Origin of the sequence: Leptospira vanthielii serovar Holland str. Waz Holland = ATCC 700522, from assembly GCF_000332455.1 — a bacterium.
In the GTDB taxonomy this organism is placed as follows: Bacteria; Spirochaetota; Leptospiria; order Leptospirales; family Leptospiraceae; genus Leptospira_A; species Leptospira_A vanthielii.
The window spans coordinates 154183-174411 of record NZ_AOGY02000007.1; the positions used below are offsets into that span (position 1 = coordinate 154183).

22 protein-coding genes and 2 pseudogenes are annotated in these 20229 nt (G+C 37.6%); 2 read left to right on the forward strand and 22 right to left on the reverse strand.

Annotated features, from left to right (window positions below; genetic code table 11):
* Positions 1-59: 59 nt before the first annotated feature.
* Genes LEP1GSC199_RS01305 through LEP1GSC199_RS01315 form a run of 3 tightly spaced genes read right to left on the reverse strand, consistent with a single transcriptional unit; the run spans position 60 to position 2702 of the window.
* The gene (locus LEP1GSC199_RS01305) at positions 60-977 is read right to left on the reverse strand and encodes a sensor domain-containing diguanylate cyclase (RefSeq protein WP_002976096.1); all 918 of its coding nucleotides are present in this window, start codon (positions 975-977) and stop codon (positions 60-62) included.
* The gene (locus LEP1GSC199_RS01310; RefSeq protein WP_002975980.1) at positions 970-2211 is read right to left on the reverse strand and encodes a glycoside hydrolase family 172 protein; all 1242 of its coding nucleotides are present in this window, start codon (positions 2209-2211) and stop codon (positions 970-972) included. The genes LEP1GSC199_RS01305 and LEP1GSC199_RS01310 overlap by 8 nt, the downstream gene beginning before the upstream one ends.
* Before the next feature lie 17 nt (positions 2212-2228).
* Complete coding sequence (locus LEP1GSC199_RS01315) at positions 2229-2702, reverse strand: hypothetical protein (protein ID WP_002976121.1); 474 nt, start codon at positions 2700-2702, stop codon at positions 2229-2231.
* A gap of 38 nt (positions 2703-2740) precedes the next feature.
* Between LEP1GSC199_RS01315 and LEP1GSC199_RS01320 the strand changes: the two genes are divergently transcribed.
* Together LEP1GSC199_RS01320 and LEP1GSC199_RS01325 are read left to right on the forward strand one after the other, a co-directional pair.
* Positions 2741-5290 (forward strand): [protein-PII] uridylyltransferase family protein, encoded by a 2550-nt coding sequence (locus LEP1GSC199_RS01320; RefSeq protein WP_002976011.1) that lies wholly within the window; start codon positions 2741-2743, stop codon positions 5288-5290.
* Position 5291: 1 nt separating this feature from the next.
* On the forward strand, positions 5292-6920 hold the full coding sequence (locus LEP1GSC199_RS01325; RefSeq protein ID WP_002976068.1) for a glycoside hydrolase family 13 protein: 1629 nt from the start codon (positions 5292-5294) through the stop codon (positions 6918-6920).
* Between the two features lie 88 nt (positions 6921-7008).
* Here LEP1GSC199_RS01325 and LEP1GSC199_RS01330 read toward each other — a convergent pair whose 3' ends face one another.
* The 19 genes and pseudogenes from LEP1GSC199_RS01330 to LEP1GSC199_RS01420 all read right to left on the reverse strand — a co-directional run.
* Positions 7009-7599 carry a hypothetical protein gene (locus tag LEP1GSC199_RS01330; RefSeq protein ID WP_002976145.1) on the reverse strand — a complete coding sequence of 197 codons (591 nt, stop codon included), beginning with the start codon at positions 7597-7599 and terminating at the stop codon, positions 7009-7011.
* Positions 7600-7654: 55 nt separating this feature from the next.
* On the reverse strand, positions 7655-9409 hold the full coding sequence (locus LEP1GSC199_RS01335; RefSeq protein ID WP_002975974.1) for a hypothetical protein: 1755 nt from the start codon (positions 9407-9409) through the stop codon (positions 7655-7657).
* A gap of 226 nt (positions 9410-9635) precedes the next feature.
* Positions 9636-10064, reverse strand: coding sequence for an acyl-CoA thioesterase (locus LEP1GSC199_RS01340; RefSeq protein ID WP_002976134.1), 429 nt, complete (start codon positions 10062-10064; stop codon positions 9636-9638).
* A 133-nt stretch (positions 10065-10197) separates the two neighbouring features.
* Complete coding sequence (locus tag LEP1GSC199_RS01345; protein ID WP_002976066.1) at positions 10198-10623, reverse strand: hypothetical protein; 426 nt, start codon at positions 10621-10623, stop codon at positions 10198-10200.
* Positions 10624-10640: 17 nt separating this feature from the next.
* Entirely contained in the window at positions 10641-10976 is a 336-nt protein-coding gene (locus tag LEP1GSC199_RS01350) for a Zn-ribbon domain-containing OB-fold protein (protein WP_039925703.1), read from the reverse strand.
* Positions 10977-11337: 361 nt separating this feature from the next.
* On the reverse strand, positions 11338-11706 hold the full coding sequence (locus tag LEP1GSC199_RS01355) for a nuclear transport factor 2-like protein (RefSeq protein ID WP_039925705.1): 369 nt from the start codon (positions 11704-11706) through the stop codon (positions 11338-11340).
* A gap of 149 nt (positions 11707-11855) precedes the next feature.
* A complete protein-coding gene (locus LEP1GSC199_RS01360) occupies positions 11856-12158 on the reverse strand; it encodes a HigA family addiction module antitoxin (RefSeq protein ID WP_002976056.1) in 303 nt (100 codons plus the stop codon).
* A gap of 16 nt (positions 12159-12174) precedes the next feature.
* Entirely contained in the window at positions 12175-12456 is a 282-nt protein-coding gene (locus LEP1GSC199_RS01365) for a type II toxin-antitoxin system RelE/ParE family toxin (RefSeq protein ID WP_002976081.1), read from the reverse strand.
* A 288-nt stretch (positions 12457-12744) separates the two neighbouring features.
* Positions 12745-13074: a helix-turn-helix domain-containing protein gene (locus LEP1GSC199_RS01370; RefSeq protein ID WP_002975989.1), complete on the reverse strand. Its 330-nt coding sequence runs from the start codon at positions 13072-13074 to the stop codon at positions 12745-12747.
* A gap of 1 nt (position 13075) precedes the next feature.
* The gene (locus tag LEP1GSC199_RS01375) at positions 13076-13414 is read right to left on the reverse strand and encodes a type II toxin-antitoxin system RelE/ParE family toxin (RefSeq protein WP_002976057.1); all 339 of its coding nucleotides are present in this window, start codon (positions 13412-13414) and stop codon (positions 13076-13078) included.
* A gap of 300 nt (positions 13415-13714) precedes the next feature.
* Positions 13715-14015, reverse strand: a pseudogene (locus LEP1GSC199_RS01380) (helix-turn-helix domain-containing protein).
* A pseudogene (locus tag LEP1GSC199_RS22145) lies at positions 14012-14346 on the reverse strand (type II toxin-antitoxin system RelE/ParE family toxin). The pseudogenes LEP1GSC199_RS01380 and LEP1GSC199_RS22145 overlap by 4 nt, the downstream one beginning before the upstream one ends.
* A 49-nt stretch (positions 14347-14395) precedes the next feature.
* On the reverse strand, positions 14396-14785 hold the full coding sequence (locus LEP1GSC199_RS01390; RefSeq protein ID WP_002976061.1) for a hypothetical protein: 390 nt from the start codon (positions 14783-14785) through the stop codon (positions 14396-14398).
* A gap of 99 nt (positions 14786-14884) precedes the next feature.
* Positions 14885-16099 carry an acetyl-CoA C-acetyltransferase gene (locus tag LEP1GSC199_RS01395; protein WP_002976131.1) on the reverse strand — a complete coding sequence of 405 codons (1215 nt, stop codon included), beginning with the start codon at positions 16097-16099 and terminating at the stop codon, positions 14885-14887.
* A 72-nt stretch (positions 16100-16171) separates the two neighbouring features.
* On the reverse strand, positions 16172-17137 hold the full coding sequence (locus tag LEP1GSC199_RS01400) for a hypothetical protein (protein WP_085988076.1): 966 nt from the start codon (positions 17135-17137) through the stop codon (positions 16172-16174).
* Positions 17138-17356: 219 nt separating this feature from the next.
* A complete protein-coding gene (locus LEP1GSC199_RS01405) occupies positions 17357-17884 on the reverse strand; it encodes a NuoI/complex I 23 kDa subunit family protein (protein WP_002976106.1) in 528 nt (175 codons plus the stop codon).
* Positions 17871-19319 (reverse strand): NADH-quinone oxidoreductase subunit G, encoded by a 1449-nt coding sequence (locus LEP1GSC199_RS01410; RefSeq protein WP_039925714.1) that lies wholly within the window; start codon positions 19317-19319, stop codon positions 17871-17873. The genes LEP1GSC199_RS01405 and LEP1GSC199_RS01410 overlap by 14 nt, the downstream gene beginning before the upstream one ends.
* A gap of 54 nt (positions 19320-19373) precedes the next feature.
* A complete protein-coding gene (locus LEP1GSC199_RS01415; protein ID WP_002975973.1) occupies positions 19374-19868 on the reverse strand; it encodes a response regulator in 495 nt (164 codons plus the stop codon).
* A 45-nt stretch (positions 19869-19913) separates the two neighbouring features.
* Positions 19914-20229, reverse strand: a 316-nt coding sequence (locus LEP1GSC199_RS01420; protein WP_002976130.1) for an integrase core domain-containing protein, incomplete at its 5' end; no start/stop codon positions are given.

Consider the following 20229-nt stretch of genomic DNA (forward strand, 5'->3'; position numbering starts at 1 on the left):
AGGAAGAAGGTTGGAGCCTGGAATTTTAGCAGAGTTTCTAAGAATCTGCTAAAATTATGTCACACAGGATAAACTTGGATCTGATTCCGACCATGATTTTTGGCTTGGTAGAGAGCGATGTCCGCCAACTTCAAAATCTCTTCTGGTTTTTGGATGGGGTGCACCTTTGTAAAACCTATGCTTAGCGTGATATTAAGGTAATAATTATCAAAAATGAAAAATCTGTGGTTTGCCACTGATTCTCGCAAACGGTCAAGAACGATGGTGGCTCCTGCCGTCGTTGTGTCAGGTAGGATACAACCAAACTCTTCTCCCCCAATCCTGCCGATCGTGTCCTCTTCCCGGAGGCAATCCACAAAGATATTGGCCATTTTTTTCAAAACCAAATCCCCGATGTCGTGGCCATAGGTATCGTTGATGACTTTAAAATGATCGATGTCGAGGACTGCAAGAACCGATTCGCGGTTGCGGCGTTTGACTGTTGCGACAGTTTTTTGTAAACTTTCAGAAAAGGAACGTCGGTTCGGTAACATGGTGAGTTCATCCATGTAAGCCAATCGTTTCAAACTATTGATAAGAACATTCTTTTGTTCTTCTAATCTTCTGCGTTCACGCACATCACGAATGATCGCAGCATAGAACATTTGATTTTCATTATGGATAGTAAAAGCCCGAATTTCCACAGGAATGGTACCTTTTGGTTTTGTGACAAGTTCCAATTCTTTTAAAAACCCAGCAATATAATGGGAATCTTTGGAACTAACAAAGGTTTCTATGGAATTTTGTTCCCCCTTCTCATTCGGAGGAAAAAGAAAAGAAAACGTTTTTTGGTCTAATTCATCTTTCGAAAAACCAGTTAACGACTGCAAGGCTAAGTTACTAAAAAGTATTTTACTATTAGTATCTAAAACAACGATGGCATCGATGGATTGGGAAACAATTTCTCTAGCAAACACATTTGTATTAATCTCATTCATTTCCCCAAATTTCCCCATTACCTTTTTCGCTTCGGAATGAATCCCGCCACTTATGGATGTGACGAAAATTTATTTCCGGTTTGTTTGTACGGAATTCTTTTTTCGGCAAAACCTTCATTGGTTTTGAATTCAGACTCTGATACCAATAAGCAACAGAGGTTAAATCTAAGGTCAAGGAATTTGCATGACCGTGCTCTAAAAGGAATAGGAAATTTCTTTCAAACCTTATGGGGGATTCCACCCAAAATCGATACAAATGAGTTCTACCAAGCCATCCTACAGATTCAGAAACTCGTGGATATCCGAAGTATGGATGCATAAAGATTTCTTTTGGTGACCAAGCTGTGTTAAAAACATCTTCGGTTCCTGTTCCTTTTAGGTTGGCTTCTGTTTGGTTCCCATCAATGAAAATCAAATCATCCCCTTCCCCATACCAAAGAGGAGTGGGAGAATCTACATACAAATTGAGTCCGATGAATTGGCCTTTGCCTTCTGTTTCGAGAACTGTGAAGAAATTTTCTTTTTTATAAACTGTCTTTTCTGTTTCTCCAAGAAGGGCCCATTCATTTTCCTTCCCATTTGCCGTGTTAGGTTGGGTGGTGCTTCGATTCCACTCTGCATGGAAACGTAAATTAGAACCTAGAGGTTCTTTCCATTCTTCATAATCGATATAAAAATAAAAATTACTGATATCTTCCTCAGATTCATTTTCAATTTCAATTTTTGCTCCTGTTTCAAAGGGCATCGGAAAGTAAGAATTCATCGACTTTCCTTTTTTGGGAGCCGCTACGAGAGGAGCCGAATTTAAAATGTATTCTTCGCCCCAACCTTGACCAAAAAATTCACCTAACGGAACTTCTACGGAAGGATATTTGTGGTTGTCCCAATAGATACGAATGACTGCATTTTTACGAGCCATTACATCTTTACTCGCAAGTGTCATCCAAATATGTTTGATGACCCCTCTGGTTTTAATCTCAGCGATTGTGATCGTTTTCTTTTTTGGAATTTTAATAAAATCATCGTTCCCATTGGTAGGATCTGCACTGGAAACCCTTTGGTTGCGATAGGTTTTATCCTTCCAAATCGACGATTCCCATCCATCAGCAAACAATACATTGGTGGAAATAAAAATGGCAAATCCAAGAAAATAAAAAAAGAAATAACTCACCAAAACTGAAATCTTTTCCTTCCGCCTTGGTTTTGTGAATGATTTAGAATACTTAAAATACATAGATATTATTTTCTGAACTATTTGAAACGTTTCACTAGTCCGAGGAAAATTCCTGCTTGGACAAGTGATTGTAAAAAGATTTCAAATACCACATACAAGTGGATGGAAATTGATACTTCTGGAATTAAGAATACCATCCCTTCCAAACTTCCCACAGCAGGAGAGATGGCAGCAAGCCCACCAAGGACAGTTCTCATCCAAACCAAAACAAACATTTGTTTGCCGAAGGACTGCGTACAAAACCAGTCCCAGATCACAATGATAAAACTCACCATTAGGATTGCCTGCATTATTAAAGCAGGAAATAACCAAGTCATTGCTCTTGACCAAGCGGCACCATCGTTTGCTGTGATGAGAAACAATGGGAAAACGGCACTGTCCCCTTCATAATAATCCTTCATCACCAACTGGAAGTAGGGAATCGAAACCAGGAGATAAGCGGAAAGATGGCTGAAAATAAACTGAATTGTGATTTTAATCTTCGGATTCATGTTAAAGTTGTCCAATTAGGTAGGAGATCCATCTTAACATGATGAAATCAGAACTCAAGGCAAAACTGCAACGGACATTTCCAAAAGCCAAAACAGTTGCCTCCGGTAGGCTCTTTACACGCCAATTGAGTAATCTTGTCGATGAGTCCATTCGGACTCTTTTTAGTGAAGTCTCAGAGGGGATCCCATTAAAAGACCATCTTTGTCTGATTGCTGTTGGTGGGTATGGACGTCGGGAACTGGCTCCCTATTCTGATATCGATCTTCTCTATCTTCATGATGGAAAACTTTCCGACAAACTTCTTAGCGAAATCATTTCTAAAATCAATACCTTCTTATATAACAATGAAAAGGAAGTGGGGCATTCTTGCCGCACGATCAAAGAATCTTTTTTATATTTGGACCAAATCGAAACCTTCCATGCCGTCCTTGATTCTCGGTTTCTTGTAGGATCAGAAGTTCTTTTCCAAAAATACAAAACAGAGTTCCTCGGAAAAATTCCTGAAAAAACCATCAAAGTTTTTAACGACTGGAAATTGTCTTACCTTCGAGAAAGGATCATCAATTCTTACAATCCCATCCTACTTTCTGAACCTAATATCAAAAACGATCCATTAGGCCTTCGTGATATTCAACATATGTATTGGATTGAAAAAACAAATCCTTTGGCCGACTCCGCTGATGGTGGCATTTTTGATTTTTATTTGATCGGTGATAGTTTAACTCTATTGTCAGCTTACGATTTTTTACTTTTAACAAGATCAGCACTGCACATCGTTAGCGGCCGTAAAAATGATCGCTTGGATTTGGGTTTGCAGGCAGAAGTGGCAGAGTTTTTAGGTTTTGGACCAAAAAATGAAATCAAAACTCTCGAATCCTTTATGAGCCAATTTTACAAAGCTCAAAAGGAAGTGTATTTTTATATTGGAACATATTTGGATGAAAAAACCAATCGAAACAAAAAAAGAATCCAAAGAGAACTTTCCAATCCTGATAGTTTGTATGATGACATCATACAATTCTTTGCAGAATCCCAATTAAACGAAGAAGAACCATCTCGAATTGATTTAAATGAAATCCGATTCGCATCACACTTCTTAGATGATGACTTCAAAAACCAAAAATCAGTATTAGATACTTTTCTTGGTATGTTACGACAAAAAAAACGTGTTGGGCATACCCTCACTCTTATGCATGAGTGTAATATCTTAGGAAAATTGATTCCTGAATTTGGAGCTTGTACAAACTTTCCTCTTTTTAGTTACCACCACCAATACACAGTGGACGAACATACGCTTCTTATCTTAAGGGAACTTGATGTTCTCATTGCCGATTTATGGGAAGACAGGCAAATCCAAGAAGTATTCAATGTTTGTGAAAAAATTGAAATTTTGGCTCTAGCAATTCTCATCCATGATGCAGGAAAGGTAAAAGAGGGAGACCATAGCCAATATGGTGCAGAACTGGCACTGATCATTGCAGAACGGTTTCGTTTATCAGAAGAGGATACGGAACTTTTACGATTCCTCGTGGCCGAACACATTGTGATGTCGGAACTTTCTTCCAAAAGAGATATTTATGATCCCAAACTCATCGCCTCTTTTGCAAAACAGTTTTCGAATGAAAACACTTTGCGATTGTTATATGTACTTACCATCATTGATACAAAGTCCGTAGGACAAGGAATCCTAACGAACTGGAAAAAAGAAATCCTGCATTTCCTATTCACTTCCACTTTGGCTTATCTACAAAAAGGAAATCTTGCTGATACCCAAGAACGGATTGAATCCACTCTAGAAACCTACTTAATCGAAAAAGAAGGACTAACTGCCGAACAATCGGAACGCATCGTTGAGTTTGGAATGCAGATAAGACCCTCTTCCTATTTAAATTACAATACGCCGAGAAGAGTGTACCAACATTTTATTTTACTTTATGATTGGAAAAGCTCTGGATTGCCATTCCGAATGATTACCGAAAGGGAACCTGCCTTTGTCACTTTATCCATCTTTGCCAACTCCGACAAACAAATGTTACTCTACCTATCGGGAACCATCTCCTCGTTGGGACTGAATTTAGTGGGACTCCGTTTATTTAGAACCGAAGAAAACCAACTCATCTTACAGGCACAAATCACCGATGAATTTGGAAGTGGTGAAATCGCCGAAGAACAAATCACCGACATTGAATCTACACTCGCCGATTGTATTGAAGGAAAAACCAATATCGAAGATTTGGCCTCCACAACTAATATCTGGAAAACACTACCAGAGATTCCCGATGGAATGGTAGAAGAGTTGGTCAAATTTGCGAACGACCTTTCTGAATCTTATTCTGTTTTAGAGGTCAGAGTTCCCGATTCCATTGGACTTGTGTATCGAATCTTAAAAACATTACTCGACTTTGAACTCGAAGTGATTTTTGTTAGGATCTCAACCAGTGCGGATTTTGCTTATGACTCCTTCCATATACAAACCAAAAATGGCAAAAAGATTGAAGACACAGGCATACTACTGGCAATCAAAGAAAAGATCCTCTCGGTGGCTCGAGTGAAAGAAAATCAAGGAATCATGGAGATTAATTTTTAATATGGTCTGGTGGAAAGAAGCAGTAATCTATCAAATTTACCCACGTAGTTTTCAAGATTCCGATGGTGATGGCATTGGTGATTTAGAAGGAATCATCGAAAGATTGGATTATCTTGCCGGCTCCAAAGATTCACTCGGGATTGATGCCATTTGGTTATCACCAGTATATCCTTCTCCCATGTTTGATTTTGGTTATGACATTTCCAACTATGAAGAAATTGATCCGGTTTATGGTGATACCCAAATCTTCAAACGGTTGTTAAAGGAAGCCCATAAACGGGGAATCCGAATCATTATGGATCTCGTGGTCAACCATACTTCTCATCTGCATCCCTGGTTTATCGAATCCAGATCCTCAGTCAATAGCCCCAAAAGAGATTGGTATATTTGGAAAGAACCAACTCATGTTGGACCACCTAACAATTGGCTTGGTGCCTTCGGTGGATCAGGATGGGAATACGACAAACGAACTGGCGAATACTATTTCCATTCTTTTCTGAAAGAACAACCTGACCTCAACTGGCGTAATCCCGATGTCGAAGATGCCATATTCAAAATGATGAAGTATTGGTTGGATATGGGAGTCGATGGGTTTCGACTTGATGTGGTCAACTTATATGTAAAAGATGAATTCCTCCGAAACAATGCCTCCTACTTTATGAAAGGCCCAAGGCCTTACGACAAACAAGTACATGCTTATGATCGTGATCGCCCTGAAATGCATGGAATCTTACGGAGAATGCGTAAATTACTCGATTCTTATTCCGATAAACGTATGTTTGTTGGTGAAATTATGCAAGACTTCCCAGGAAACGTCCTCCTTCCGGCAACCTATTGTGGCCGTAACGACGAACTACATCTTGCATTCAACTTTATGTTTCTCTTTTCTCCATGGAAAGCGGAACGATTCTTTCAAATCGTCAAAGACTTTGAATCAGCACTCGGCGAAGACAATTGGCCCAACTACACTCTGTCTAACCACGACTTTCCACGCCACATCACTCGTTATGAAAAAGGTGCCGATACTAAAGCCCGTGCTGGGCTTGCCGCCTGCATGATGTTAACGCTTCGTGGAACACCTTTCCTCTACTATGGTGAAGAGATTGGTATGAAACGCCAAAAAGTTCCCTACAAAAAAATCCAAGATCCTGTGGGAAAACGATATTGGCCTTTTCATCCCGGTCGTGATCCTGAACGAATTCCGATGCCTTGGGATGGATCCGAAACCACAGGTTTCACTACTGGAAAAGCATGGCTTCCTTTGTACGAAGAAGCAAACACTGTGAATGTGGAAGCTCAAAAAGCAGATCCCGATTCTCTATTTTTCACTTATAAAAAACTGATCCAAATTAGAAAGGACAGAAAATCTTTACGAAAAGGTAAGTTAAAAATATTAATTTCCGACGACAAACAAGCGCTATACTATCGAAGAAGAGATGGAAAAGAAGAAACCTATATATTTTTAAACTTTTCCTCAAAACCAGTCAATGTTTCCTATCCAAGAAAATGGATTCTCAATCAAATTCTATTCAGCACAGCAAACAGAACGTCCTCGTTTGATCTAGAAAAGGAATTGGACACTGGCGGTTTAGTATTATTCCCCAACGAAGCTGTCATTTTTGGAAATTAAAGTTTTATGATGTAAGAATGGGCGCCTCGAATCGGTTCGAGGTTTCCCAATCTCAAAGTATAACGACCCCGCTTTTCGCTTCATAAATTTACAAAGAAAGTTTTGGTATTACAACTTCCTGTGCAAATTTATTATTTTCCTCATAACAAAAAGTATGAAATCGAACATAGTCTTCACCTTTGTATTTATAAGAAAATTTTAACACTTGTGGTTTTTCTGTAAGTTCAACGAAAGTTTTTCCCGTTCCATCATTTAAGTCAAAGGATGCCTTCGATTTTGACAACACTTTCCACTCCCCCTTTAATTCCGGAACGTTGTAATCACTTTGGGAAGTAGCAGTAAAGTCAGCATACAATTTGATACCAAAATTTGTAGGAGATGATTCACAAAAATAAGGAAAAGGTTGTACTTCTTCTATTGTAACACTTCCCCAATTGGTAATTGTAATTCCACCTAAGTTGTCTTCAATACTCTCAAAATTGATCGGTTCATTTGATTTCTTTAAACCTGCAATGATAGAATCTTTTCTTTTAAGCTCCTCTTCTTTGGCTCGTAACGCTTCAGCTTTCTCTGCTTCTGTTGGACCCTCTGGTTCTTTTTTACATTGGATCGTCATCAACATCACTGCAAAACTTACAATCAAAAGGATTTTCAAATTTCTAAAAATAGATTCCTTCATACATTTCTCCTTTGTTACTATCTATTATTTATCCATTCAAATTTTATCATTCCAATCATTCACCACTACTCTCACCTTTGAAACGTTTTGAATCGAATACCAATCGATTTATGTACTGGCAAAGACTACCATTATTTTCGAGTAATAAATCTACTTTTGGTTTATCAGACCTTAAATCTTTAGCCGAAAACGTAATCAAAAGTAAATCACCACTCGATTCACTAAAACATAATTCTTCTGATCGGTTTGGTCCTGAGCCACCTTCACCTTGACATCCGGAATAAATTCCGGACACATAAAACTCACCTTTTGGTTGTCTCCATTGAAAATCTTCGTAACATGAACCATCTTCTGCACTACCATGATTTGTCACAAAAGATCCACTTGATTCTTTATCACGTTTGATATTTGGATGGGACCGAACAACTTCGTAAATCAACCAATAACGATCGGTTGTGTATAATCTATATTGCATCTCTCCGATTGTTTCATCATATCCACCTTCGCCGAATTTTGCGGCAATTAGCACCAATGCTTTTTCATAAGGATTTGTTTTTAAAATTTCTTTGTAATCTTTTGGTATTGTTGCTAAAAACTCTTTGAATCCCTGTCCTGAAGTTAACAATAGATCTGTAGGAGCTAAAGGAGTTAGAATCAATTCACCCGATGCTAATTTGATACGAAATCCAATCGATTTTCCTGATTCTTCCGCAGATATGGAGATAACCTCTAGAGATTCATCTGAACCTGCATTACCACTCACATCCATTTGTGTGATTTCAAAAAAAACTCCATCATTTTCTTTGAAAACTAACTTACCATTGGCGACTATAGCCGTAGAATCTAGGTTTGGTTGAAATTTTTTAACAATGTCCATTGCCGATTGGCTTGATTCAGAATAGGAAAAGTATTGGAAAGGAAGACCTTTCGCCGAATAAGCTCCGTTTTTTGAAATGAGTTGGAATAATTTTTCCGTCACAAGGTAATGACTTTTATACTTATTAAATTGGGAAACTAAACCTTTGTATGAATCGGCCCGAACTGGATATTCTACAAACAATTGCGTTAATATTTTGTCCTGTTGCTCTTTAAGGTGATCAAATATTTCTGCAGAAGAATTTGATGCTAATGTAATCCCATTTGATTTTTCTTTCAACCCAATGTAGCGCTTAGCAATTGCCTGCATTCTTGGGTCTTTTGGGTTTGGATTTGTCATTAAACTTGGCAACAGTAACAATTCATTGATGACCTTTAATCGATCATCAACCTTTTGAAATTCGATACCTAGAGCAGTATTCAATAAATTGTAATTCACCTTCGTTAAGTCGATTGATTTGATTTTATCAGGACTACGCAACCAATCTCTCAAAGAATTCAATGTATCAAAATCCGATTTTGCTATTATGGTTCCAACTGTTATGTCTGGAAAAACAGCATGGCCTTCATTCACAGTATAAACAATTGAATCCGAATGTAACCGAAATTTACTTTGAAAATATGCTTTTCCATCATCACATGCCGATTTTAATCTTTCAGGGCATAACACTTCAAAGTAGGACAAAGTAGAATCTTTTTCTGTTACTTCGATAACAGCAGTTACTTCCACATTGTCTTTTGCATTTAACTTACCAATCATCTTTCCAGGAAGTTTTGTATCCTGAAGGATTTCTAATTCTGATTTCGAATTGTAAAAATAGAATCGCATGGGTGGTTCCAAGGGTTTCACTTTCTTTTTAGCACAATTGCTAAGTGCAAAGCCTAAAATCAAAATGATATAAGAAAATCGAACTATAGAATTATTGGGAATCATTGGTTTCCTACTATGAATGGAGTGTCAGGAATTTTTAGTGAAATAAATTGACTAGTCAACTCAAAAACAATTTTTGAACAGTTTGTCCTATATACCAATTAGTATATTTATGATTGAGGACCATCTTTCGTATTTAGATGAGAGTATTCTTTTTTTTGTATGGATACACGATTCGATTATGAATGCTTTTTTTTTGAATATAATAGAATGGAGGTTAAAATTAATCTTACTTGTTATTTTGAATTTCTCGAATCTCTAACAACTCACAAACCTCTTCCGGCAATGATACAATCTTCTTTGTCAGATGACTTACCGTAATATAGGTAAGTATTCCCGAACAATTTTTTTTATCTTCACATTTCATTTGAAATGACCAATATATTTTGGATGATTTGTAACTCGGACTTATAAAAACATCTAGTTTATCATCAAACTTAGCACCATTGCGGTAATCAATTAACGATTGTACGACATGAAAATCGAGCTTGTAACGATTTATGAATTCTGAATAAGATATTCCCATTGCTCGAAAGTATTCGGTTATGGCTACATCCAAATAGTTCAGATAATTTGCATTAAACACAATCCCTTGGGAATCTACTTCAGAATACCGAACTCGGAACGAGTACTGGAAAGAATATTCCTTTGATTTCATTGAAAGTCAGTTACTCCAAATTTTCCCGACAGTTTTGTCTTTCCGAATCAGCACAATTGAAAAGTAAAATAAGAAGGATGGTAGTTATACTCATTTGTTTCATATCGTTTTAAACTGGAAAACTTACACCTAACTAAAGAATATCGGATTTTCTTTTATGATACAACAAGGCTTTCTTCAAACAAACAATAACTTTAGTTTTAGAAAGTTTTTGGTCTACTGTAAAGTACAAAGCCCTTTTCCCATCACAGTTCCATTCCGGAAATTCAATCGCAATTTCCTCTGCGATGGTGGTTTTACAATTAAAATAGAGCGCATATTCCGTATCACTCACCTTGCCAATCCGAATGGTGGATCCCGATTTTGTTTTTGGTGTTAGAAAACTAGGTTGGCCCCATTTGATACATTCTTCAATCTCTCCGATTCGTGTATCAGCACGGGACAGTTCGTAAACCCAATTGCGAATTTCCATAACCTTATCTAGCATTACGGGTGTTAAATTGAAATAGTAAGAGGAGAGTGATTCCGAAAGGATAGGATATTTTTGTTTGGCTTTCATAACGGCCTATGGAAATCCTAATATTGAAATATAGGTCCTATTTTTGGATCCACATTTTTGAATCGAACTTTATCGCCAATTTTTACCGTATGAAAATCCGTTACATCTTCAATCACAGTCGTGAGTTTTACATTTTCTTCTGTTTGAACAATCGCCAAAACGTAAGGAGCACGGTCGGCCATAACACCAAAACCAACATGCACAACTGTAAATGAATGGATGATACCGTTCTGTTTTAAATCTACCATTTCTACGGATTCACTCCCACAGGATGGACAACCTTCTGTTACCTCTGCCACTTTAAAGTTACATTGTTTGCAGTGTGTGCCGGGCAAAGTTTCTGTTACGTTCATAGAACATTACTCATATTTTCGTGAAATAAACGCAATACGTAAAAATCTTCCGGGTAGGGTAAAATCACTGTTTATGGAAGGCACAGAACCCAAGGCAATGTTATATGGCACGAGCTTTTTCTTCTTTAATTTCATTCTTTATTGCTTTCTGAACAGAACGATTCAAAGACATTGATTCTAAGTAAGTTTGAACAGATTGGATAGTAGTCATCCAATTTCTATTAAATTTTACAGTTGATAGCTTTTTAGTTCAGCTAGTAAATAAATATATCCCTTACCAGCGTCTCGTATAACGAACTAAACTTACCGAAGTTATCTGCGGTTTTTCATAAAAAGTCATGTAAATTATAAAATTAAAGAATTACTTAGGAATTCTCTGAATTGGATCGTAAAAGAAAGTTTCTTCTGCAATTTTTTGAGACTCCCATCTTTGATATGCGATTTCTTCTATTTGTGTTTTAGTACCGTCTTTCCATGTGAAATTGAAAACCCATCGAATAATAACATAATCTCCATTTATAAAAAATGGCTTAATGCATTTTGATGTAACCGATTCAGATTTTGCTAAAACTTTACGCTCATTTGCAATGAGTAGTTTTCGACCAACCCTAGGATTATCTTGATTTTCTTGCATCGAAGCTGTTTCTATATAGAACTCTTCAATAACATTATCATGATCATTTTCTTCAACTCGTGAAATAAATTTTTCGACTGTCTCAATAGTTGGCATTTTAAATTCCTCTTTTTATATTAGTTTTCGTATTTTTTTAAAACTAGATAAGATGGATATGACTTCAAGGGGAATTTGGCGTAGCCCGAGCGAGGGCGAAGTCCCGAAGCGTAGCGGTAAGCCGCTGTTAGTTGCAGTTGGGTTTTTGACTAAGCAGATAATTTTAGAGTTCTTATAGAATCTAATTTAGTCTTTAATTTTTCTTTCTTTTCTCTAATATCAAGATCAGTTTGCAAATTTATCCAAAATTTTTCAGACATACCAAAAAACTTGGATAATCGTAAAGACATATCGACGGTTATTTTTCTTTTTCCATGTAAAATGTCTAAGATAGTAGAAGTTGAAACATGAAGTTCCTTTGATAATTTGTAAGGAGTGATTTGCATAGGTTCAAGAAATTCTTCTTTTAAAATTTCTGCAACAGTAGGAGTCGGGATTCTGTTATTTTTCATCTTCTAGTATTATCCTCTAATGGTAGTCAGTAACAGAGACTTGCTTACAATTTCCTTGATCAAATTTAAAAACTATTCTCCACTGATCATTGATTCTAATAGAATAAAATCCAGATAAATCACCTTTTAAACCCTCTAATCTATTAGAGGGAGGTGATTTTAGATCTTCCTCTTTTTCTGCATTATCAATTAAGATAAGTTTCGTAAGAGCTTTTTTTTGAATTTCCGGAGGAATCCTTTTTGAGAATATTTGGTTAAATATTTTCTCTGTTTCTTTGTCTCCGAAAGAAAGAATCATTCCTACTATATCTCTACTGCAGATATAGTAGTCAATCATTTAATTTGTAATAGTTAATCTTAAATTTAACCCAATTGCAACTAACGAACTAGACTTAACGACGTTCCTCGACCCTGAGTCCCGAACGGGACGTTAGGGACTGGCACGTAGCTTGCGTATGCAAGCGAGTGACAGAAGAGGAATGTACCGTAGGCCGAGCGAGGGCTTGTCCCGAAGCGTAGCGTTAAGTCGCTGTTATGCGACGTTTCCGAGGTAATCAATCAAATTAAGCCACGGATGGCGTTTATACTAAGCTTTTAAGAGAACAAATTCCTCTTTTTTCTTGTTTCTTCTTGGAACGGCTTTAATTTCAACATCAAAGCCACAAGCATGAACATAATCGATTAGAGTAGAAATTTTAATATCAGATCTAGACTCAATTCTAGAAACGCTTACCTGGGAAAAACCATCAACATCGGTTTGTTTGATACCTTGGTTTTGTCTTAACTCAGCGAGTTTTAGTTTGAAAATTTCTTTTTGAGCCTCAGCCTTTGCTTGGTTAATTATATCTTGCGGAACAAATTTGGCTAAGTCAGTATCAAAGTTTTTTAATTCTTTTTTTTGTTTTTTCTTAAGCATCTTACAAATCTCCCAAGTATTCAGAATATAATTCTTCTGATTTTTTAATCATCATTGGATAAAACTTTTTCGAAGTCGCTTTGTTTCCGCCAATGAGTAAAATAGCATTTCTTTTAGGGTCGAAAACAAAAAAGATTCGAAAAGGTCTATTTTTGCTGTTAACTCTAAGTTCCTTAAGGTTTTTAATCTTAGATCCAGTAATAGTATCTACGTGCGGACGTCCAAGTCTAGGACCAAATTCCTTAAGAATTTCAATAGAAACTAGAATATCCTTTTTTGCGTCATTATCTAGTTCCTTGATCCAGAGTATTAGTTCCTCAGTTCTCTTAATCTCATACACTAGACGTAATATAACATAGGAGTTATATCTGTCAAGAGGCTTTTTTGTAGCTTTATATCCATTATTATCTCTCTAACGGGCATGGACGCCCGTTCTTAAATGGGCTCTCGGAAATGTTCGCATAACGAACTAGTGGAGACGACGTTTCCCGACCCTGAGTCCCGGAACGGGACGTATTAGGGACTGGCACGGAGTTTGCGGATGCAAACGAGTGACAGAAGGGAAATGTGGCGCAGCCCAAGCGAGGCCTCGTGCCGAAGCGCAGCGTTTCCACGCTGTTATGCGAAGTGGCTTGATATATTAAGCGCTTTTACTTTTTAGATGAATTACAGGCTCTGCATCTAATGCTTTTGCAAGTTTATTTAATAAACGCTAAAGAAAGATTTCTGTAATTTCCAGATTCCAATCTGGCGATAGCCGGTTGAGATGTTCCTATTTTTAACGCTAAATCTTTTTGAGTTAAATGTCTCTTTTTCCTTAGTTTTATAATTTCTTTTGCAAGAGTAAATTCATTTGATAGAGAGTCGTACTCAGATTTAAAATCTTTGTTCTTAATTTCTTTTTTTAATATTGAATCATAATCTTTAGTTTTAAGTTTCATTTATTGTTTTCCTTATATTGATTCATTAATAATTTGGCTTTGGCCAATTGGTCTCGGTCGGTTTTCTGGTCTTTTTTAATAAATCCTGAAGTAATGATATACGTGGCGTCTTTTTCAAAAAAGTAGAGGAATCTGCATATGTTTGATCCTTGTTTGATTCTCAATTCAAACAAACCTGTGAAACCTGTAATTTTTTCGAAAAAGGTTCTCTTAATTCAGGGCCGAATTCTTTTAATAACTCGATTGTCCTAAATGCTTTCGCCTTTATTTTATTCTCTAAACTGATAAGAAAATTTTCAGCACGCCCTAACAGCAGAATTTTAAAATTCACACAATAAGTATATCAAATATGGTATACTATGTCAAGACGATTTCTGGGATTAAAAGTTAGTTATTGTATCATATTTAAGAACATCGACGGAAATAGAAAATACAAAAATGCCGAATGGAATCTGGGAAAGTAAACCAAGTAGAATAGGAATCTGCCCTGATGTTATTCCGTAAGATAGATTGATTGTAATATCAAGCATCATAATAGATATAGCTAAATATATTGCATATCTAAGTTTAAAGAATATGAGAATAATGGTAAGAGGATCGAGAATGACTAAAAAAGTCCAAAAGACATTTAGAGGATAAGGTGCAAATTTATATCCGAAAAATCCAAATTTTTCAATATCAATAATATGTGAGACAGTTCCTATTGAAAATCCAATGAGTAAAATTAAGAATATTACTAAATTCTTTGTTTTGATTTTTCCTCTATTCATTATTTTTTAAGCCATTTCGCATAACGTACTAATAAACGAAACGCGTTTAAATCCCCGAAGGAATCTAAACGCGTTTGTATAAGAAATCTTTGTCTTAATTTACTTCAATCTTTCAATGATAGTAGCAATACCCATACCACCACCGATACAAAGAGTGATGAGGCCGTAACGAAGGTCTCTCCTTTCTAACTCGTCAAGAACAGTTCCAGTAAGGATAGCTCCTGTTGCTCCGAGTGGATGTCCAAGAGCAATGGCTCCACCGTTTACATTGATTTTGGATTCATCAATTCCGAGTGTTTTCTTTACATATAACACTACAGAGGCGAATGCTTCGTTGATTTCCCAAAGGTCAATGTCCTTAACAGTAAGACCTGCTTGTTTCAAAGCTTTTTGTGAAGCAGAAACAGGACCGGTCAACATGATCGTTGGATCTTCACCAGTTGCCACTGTTGCAAGAACTCTTGCTCGTGGTTTCAAACCGTATTTTTTTAATCCTTCATCATTTGTTACAAGAATCGCAGCAGCACCATCCACGATACCGGAAGAGTTTCCAAGTGTATGGATGTGGTTGATTTTTGTAACTTCTGGATAAGAACGTAATGCAATGGCATCCAATTCTTTTTCACCGATGGTTTTGAATACAGGTCCAAGGCCAGAAAGGAATGCATAATCAGATTCCAAACGTGGGTTCTCTTCTTCAGTCACAACAGTTCCATCATCCAAAGTAATTGGGATCACAGATTTTTTAAAGTACCCGTTTTGAACCGCAGCATGTGCTTTTTGTTGTGAAGATTCAGCAAATCGATCTGCTTCTTCACGAGAAATATCATACTTGGTTGCGATTAGGTCAGCAGAAATACCTTGTGGAACTAGGTTGTAGTAAGATGCAATTTTATCGTTACCAACGTTAAAATCACGTCCCATCATATCATCACCCATTTTCACACGGCTCATGGATTCAACTCCACCACCAACGCCCAGTTCCATTGCTCCAGAAGCAACGTGGTTTGCAACGTTGTTGAGGGCTTGTAACCCAGATCCGCAAAATCGGTTCACAGTGTAACCTGGAACTTCTTTTGGCCAATGAGCAGCCATAACCGCATAACGTGCGATACATGCAGCTTGGTCAGCAACTTGGGATACACAACCCATTACAACTTCTTCAACCGTTTTTGGATCGATTCCGGTACGTGATTGGATGGCTTTTAATGTGGCGGCAGCTAGTTCTTGTGGGTGGACGGATGCAAGTGTCCCGCGTTTTTTGCCCTTTCCTCTCGGAGTTCGGACAGCATCAATAATATAGGAATTCCCCATGGGTTTACCTCTCTCTGGGTGTTTCTAGGAAAAACGTACAGAGTTCGCTCCACAAGAAAAGTAAAAAAATCATCATTTCGTCATAGTTTTCATGATTTTGTGACGGTAGTGGTTTATTTTTGCTCTGATTTGGCAGTTGTAGCCCGAAATTAGAGAATCTAGCCGATCTGCTTTGCTTTCATTCCGCTCTTCGGCAATCCGAATGTACCGAAAGTTGGGTTCAATCGCTTCCGAAAATTCCCGTTTGTTCCAGTCCACATAACGCCAAGCACTGAAACTGTGGTTCACCCCCACCTTTTCATCGATGGTTCCGAGGAGTTGGAATTTGGATTCGCAAGGAGTTCGAAAGAAAATGTAACGATTGAAGAAGTACAGAATGGTTCGGTGTGGGTTTGCATCCAGAACCGATCGGAAATGTTCTCGCATCTCCTCCACTGTATAAAACAAATCAGGCCCGGAATTGGTACTACGAAAGATCACTGGTGAAAATTCATTCGGAGTGTAAATCCTTGTGAGGACCCGAATGTATTCTGGGTCGTCCAACCGGTAAGGAATTTCGTTGAAGGCAAAAGGGAAAGGATCCCTTTCCGTCATATGGATTTCTATATAACGAGTGTGATCGTATTCAGGGTCATTAATGTCAGTGGCGACAATTTTTTTGATAAAACGTGCGAGGAACTGATCCTCATACAAATCTCGCACTGTAACAGCGCCTTCTTCATAAAGAATGGCACTCCCAAAATCAATAAAACTTGCTCCGTCTAACAAACGTCCGATGGAACCATAATCATGGTGTAAAATTCGATTTCGAAATATGGAACGAAGGATTAAATTGTGATCGTACAATCGTTTGCGACCCGATCTTTGTTCCACGACTGTATTTTTTGTCTTTTTTACTTTGTAATAATGGATATGATTGGCGAGACCAAAACGTAACTTTTCAAATGCATGGTTTTCTAAAACACGTTTTTCATCTTCTTCGTTTTCTATGATGGTTGTCTCGGCAGAAAGTGCTGTATCATATCCGAATAATACCATCAAAATAGAAATACAAACAAAGGTTCTGAAGTTTTTCGTACCATTGAAAATGTTTGCGAATTTTATATAAGAAATACTATTTATATGTTTTAAATACAAAGGAGTTGAATTCACAAATTGAATGAAATTAAATCAGTAAGCAGAATCAAAAAAAAGAAACCCGGCGAAGTCCTTTGGGAACCATCTACCGGGAAATAGAGTAGAAATGGCAGAATAAAATTAATTCCTTTGGCCGAGAATCGGGCCACCTGTCTTTTCCATCATTCTTTCTTTCGTTAAAAATAAATCTTCACGGTTGTCGGCCGCCATCTCACCAGTTCCATCCAAATAGATAGCACCTTTAGGACAGGCCTCTTCACAAAGCCCACAAAAGATACATCGCAACAAGTCGATTTGGAACTTCTTTGCATATTTGTCTTCGGGATGGAGGTGTTGGCGTTCCGAAGTTACTTCCGCAGCTTCGATGTGAATGGCATTGGCCGGACAAATCCACATACAACAAAAACAAGCAGTACATCTTTCCCTACCTTGTTCATCTCGTTTCATCGAGTGCATTCCGCGAAACCGAGTGGAATACTGCCTCTTTTTGTCTGGATATTCAATGGTCACTTGTTTGTTAAACAAAGCTACCTTGAGGAAATGTTTGAGTGTGATCCAAAGACCTTTGCCAATGGACCAAAAATAGAACTTTTCATACCAAGAGAACTGGTGTCTTTTCGCGACGTTGACTACGTTAACTGTTCCCAACACTTGCCTCCATTCTTTCGGTCAGCTTTTGAAAGATCGAATCGACAACTCCAGAAGCACTCTGTAATCCTTTGATTGCATTCATGGACTGTTCAAAGTTTTGTTTGAGGCCGTTTTTATTGGTAAAACTTCCGCTTGCTTCTGTAAAAATTTGAATCGGTGCCACCAAACTTGCGTTCTTTGCAGCGTCCGTCAAATTAGTGTCAAAAACAATTACTTTAGAAGCATCAATTCCTTCCGGAATAGACTCTTTTAAAACAATCACTAAATCAATAACCCCCGACTTAACGGCACTGATGATTCCAGAAATTCCCGATTGTGTGGTAATTCCTAAATCTATTGCTCCGCGTGTGTTCGGATGATTATCTTTTGTGAGTAAAAAATCCACTTGTTCGGTATCTTTGTTTTGTGCATCAGTCACTCGCGATTCCCATTGGATGGACTTTCCACCTAACTCACGAGAGATACTTTCAAAACCCTTTTTTAATGTTTCCAATGTTTCGTTTGATTCATGAGCTCCGCCAAGTACCACAATGGACTTCGCAGATTTCATTCGATCAACAATCTTAGAAATCACTTCTTTAGAAGTGGAAGCAGTCCCGTGATCCAGATAACTATGTAGACGATTTTCATTCATCCAATCCAAATCAAACCTTCCTTTATCGCAAAGGAAAAACATACCTTGGTCGTAATTCTCACGTACCATGTAACGATACATTTTATTGTCTCTTACGTTTGTTGTTACATTACAACCTGTAGAACAGCCATGGCAAACCGATTTATGAGATTTGTACCACCAAACGCGTGACTTAAACAATGTTTTATTATTGAGAAGTGCACCAACAGGACAGATATCCGCCAAAGCACCTTGGTAGTTGTGATCAATTGGTTCTGATTTCGCAAGTCCAATGATGGAATGATTTCCTCGTTCAAAAAGACCAAGGTTGGATTCTCCTACCTTCTCCTCTTCAAAACGAACACAACGATAACAAACTATACAACGATTATGATTGATGATGAGATTCGTTCCAATCTCTTCTTGAGGAATATTACGTTTATCGAATTCAAAACGAGAATGACCAGTTCCCGAACCAAACGCGTTGTCTTGCAAACGACATTCACCAGCTTTATCACAAACCGGGCAATCTAATGGGTGATTGGCGAGAAGGAATTCCATAGTACCAGCGCGAGCTTCTTTCACTCGATCTGATTTAGTAATGATCCCCATTCCTTCTTTTACAGGAGTATTACAAGCAGCTTGTAAACGAGGAACACCTTCAATTTCAATGAGACACATGCGGCACATACCGACAATACTTAGTGCTGGGTGGTAACAGAAGTAAGGGATTTCGACTCCGACTTCTTTTGTGGCGTCGATGAGGTTTTTCTTTTCGTCGACTTCGTATTCGACTCCGTCTATCTTTATCTTAACCAAAGAACTGGCCCCCTAGGTTTGATTAGACCTAGGTCTTACGTTTTTGTCAAACCTTCATTTTGAAATTATATTTACGTCGGAAAGATAGGTGAAGGGTTGTAAATCCACTACATTGTCATTGAAGAATTCGGAATCTACGAATAAGGAACTAGCCTGAATATTGGTGTGTTTGATAATTTTTGCCACGAGGTCATCCAAAATCTGTAAGGCTTTTGTTTCATAAAAGAAGGCCTTATCGAGATTGATTCTCAAATTGGAGAAAGTCGAACGACCGCCCAGTGTCAACATAAACCGATCATAAATCGCATCCGTGGATTTTTTCCCCGGACAACCCTTGATTTCTAAAAGCATTTGAGAAATGGAGAGTTCGGAGACATTGATCACTAATGGAAATTCCTTTTTATCAATGATATTCTCTGGTTTTAGCTGTAATACTTGTGCAATTTTTTCCAAAAGAGCTTGGTTGGCGATGGGTTTGAGAAGATAGGCCGTGACATGACTGAGAGCTGCTCGTCGGACTTGTTCCTTATCACCAACCGCAGTTAACATTGTCTTAGTTCAGTGAAAAACAGAATTTTGGGATTCAAAATTAAGCTAAGCAACAAGCCTTATATTAGCCTTTACCGAGTATTGTTTTCTCTTCAATTTTGCTTCAAGTAGTTTTTCTTTTCTTTCTGCTAAAATCTTTTCCTTGCGACCATAAAACACATCCATAGGTGTTACGTAACCGATTGCAGAATGAAGTCTTAGCGAATTGTATTCTTCAATCCATTTACCAACTTCTTCTCTAATTTGTTCGAGTGAATACATTGGTATTTCACGGATTAACTCAGTCTTAATGGTTCCATGAAATCTTTCTAGTTTCCCGTTGGACTGAGGATGATTTACAGAAGTCCGAACATTATGGATA

Coding starts and splice junctions, on each gene's coding strand:
- LEP1GSC199_RS01325 (WP_002976068.1), top strand. CDS start 5,292: ATGGTCTGGTGGAAAGAAGCAGTAATCTATCAAATTTACCCACGTAGT.
- LEP1GSC199_RS01400 (WP_085988076.1), bottom strand. CDS start 17,137: ATGGTATTATTCGGATATGATACAGCACTTTCTGCCGAGACAACCATC.
- LEP1GSC199_RS01395 (WP_002976131.1), bottom strand. CDS start 16,099: ATGGGGAATTCCTATATTATTGATGCTGTCCGAACTCCGAGAGGAAAG.
- LEP1GSC199_RS01315 (WP_002976121.1), bottom strand. CDS start 2,702: ATGAATCCGAAGATTAAAATCACAATTCAGTTTATTTTCAGCCATCTT.
- LEP1GSC199_RS01350 (WP_039925703.1), bottom strand. CDS start 10,976: ATGAACGTAACAGAAACTTTGCCCGGCACACACTGCAAACAATGTAAC.
- LEP1GSC199_RS01310 (WP_002975980.1), bottom strand. CDS start 2,211: ATGTATTTTAAGTATTCTAAATCATTCACAAAACCAAGGCGGAAGGAA.
- LEP1GSC199_RS01340 (WP_002976134.1), bottom strand. CDS start 10,064: ATGAAATCAAAGGAATATTCTTTCCAGTACTCGTTCCGAGTTCGGTAT.
- LEP1GSC199_RS01355 (WP_039925705.1), bottom strand. CDS start 11,706: ATGCCAACTATTGAGACAGTCGAAAAATTTATTTCACGAGTTGAAGAA.
- LEP1GSC199_RS01335 (WP_002975974.1), bottom strand. CDS start 9,409: ATGATTCCCAATAATTCTATAGTTCGATTTTCTTATATCATTTTGATT.
- LEP1GSC199_RS01320 (WP_002976011.1), top strand. CDS start 2,741: ATGATGAAATCAGAACTCAAGGCAAAACTGCAACGGACATTTCCAAAA.
- LEP1GSC199_RS01360 (WP_002976056.1), bottom strand. CDS start 12,158: ATGAAAAATAACAGAATCCCGACTCCTACTGTTGCAGAAATTTTAAAA.
- LEP1GSC199_RS01415 (WP_002975973.1), bottom strand. CDS start 19,868: ATGTTAACTGCGGTTGGTGATAAGGAACAAGTCCGACGAGCAGCTCTC.
- LEP1GSC199_RS01390 (WP_002976061.1), bottom strand. CDS start 14,785: ATGAATAGAGGAAAAATCAAAACAAAGAATTTAGTAATATTCTTAATT.
- LEP1GSC199_RS01330 (WP_002976145.1), bottom strand. CDS start 7,599: ATGAAGGAATCTATTTTTAGAAATTTGAAAATCCTTTTGATTGTAAGT.
- LEP1GSC199_RS01305 (WP_002976096.1), bottom strand. CDS start 977: ATGAATGAGATTAATACAAATGTGTTTGCTAGAGAAATTGTTTCCCAA.
- LEP1GSC199_RS01365 (WP_002976081.1), bottom strand. CDS start 12,456: ATGATTCTTTCTTTCGGAGACAAAGAAACAGAGAAAATATTTAACCAA.
- LEP1GSC199_RS01345 (WP_002976066.1), bottom strand. CDS start 10,623: ATGAAAGCCAAACAAAAATATCCTATCCTTTCGGAATCACTCTCCTCT.
- LEP1GSC199_RS01370 (WP_002975989.1), bottom strand. CDS start 13,074: ATGCTTAAGAAAAAACAAAAAAAAGAATTAAAAAACTTTGATACTGAC.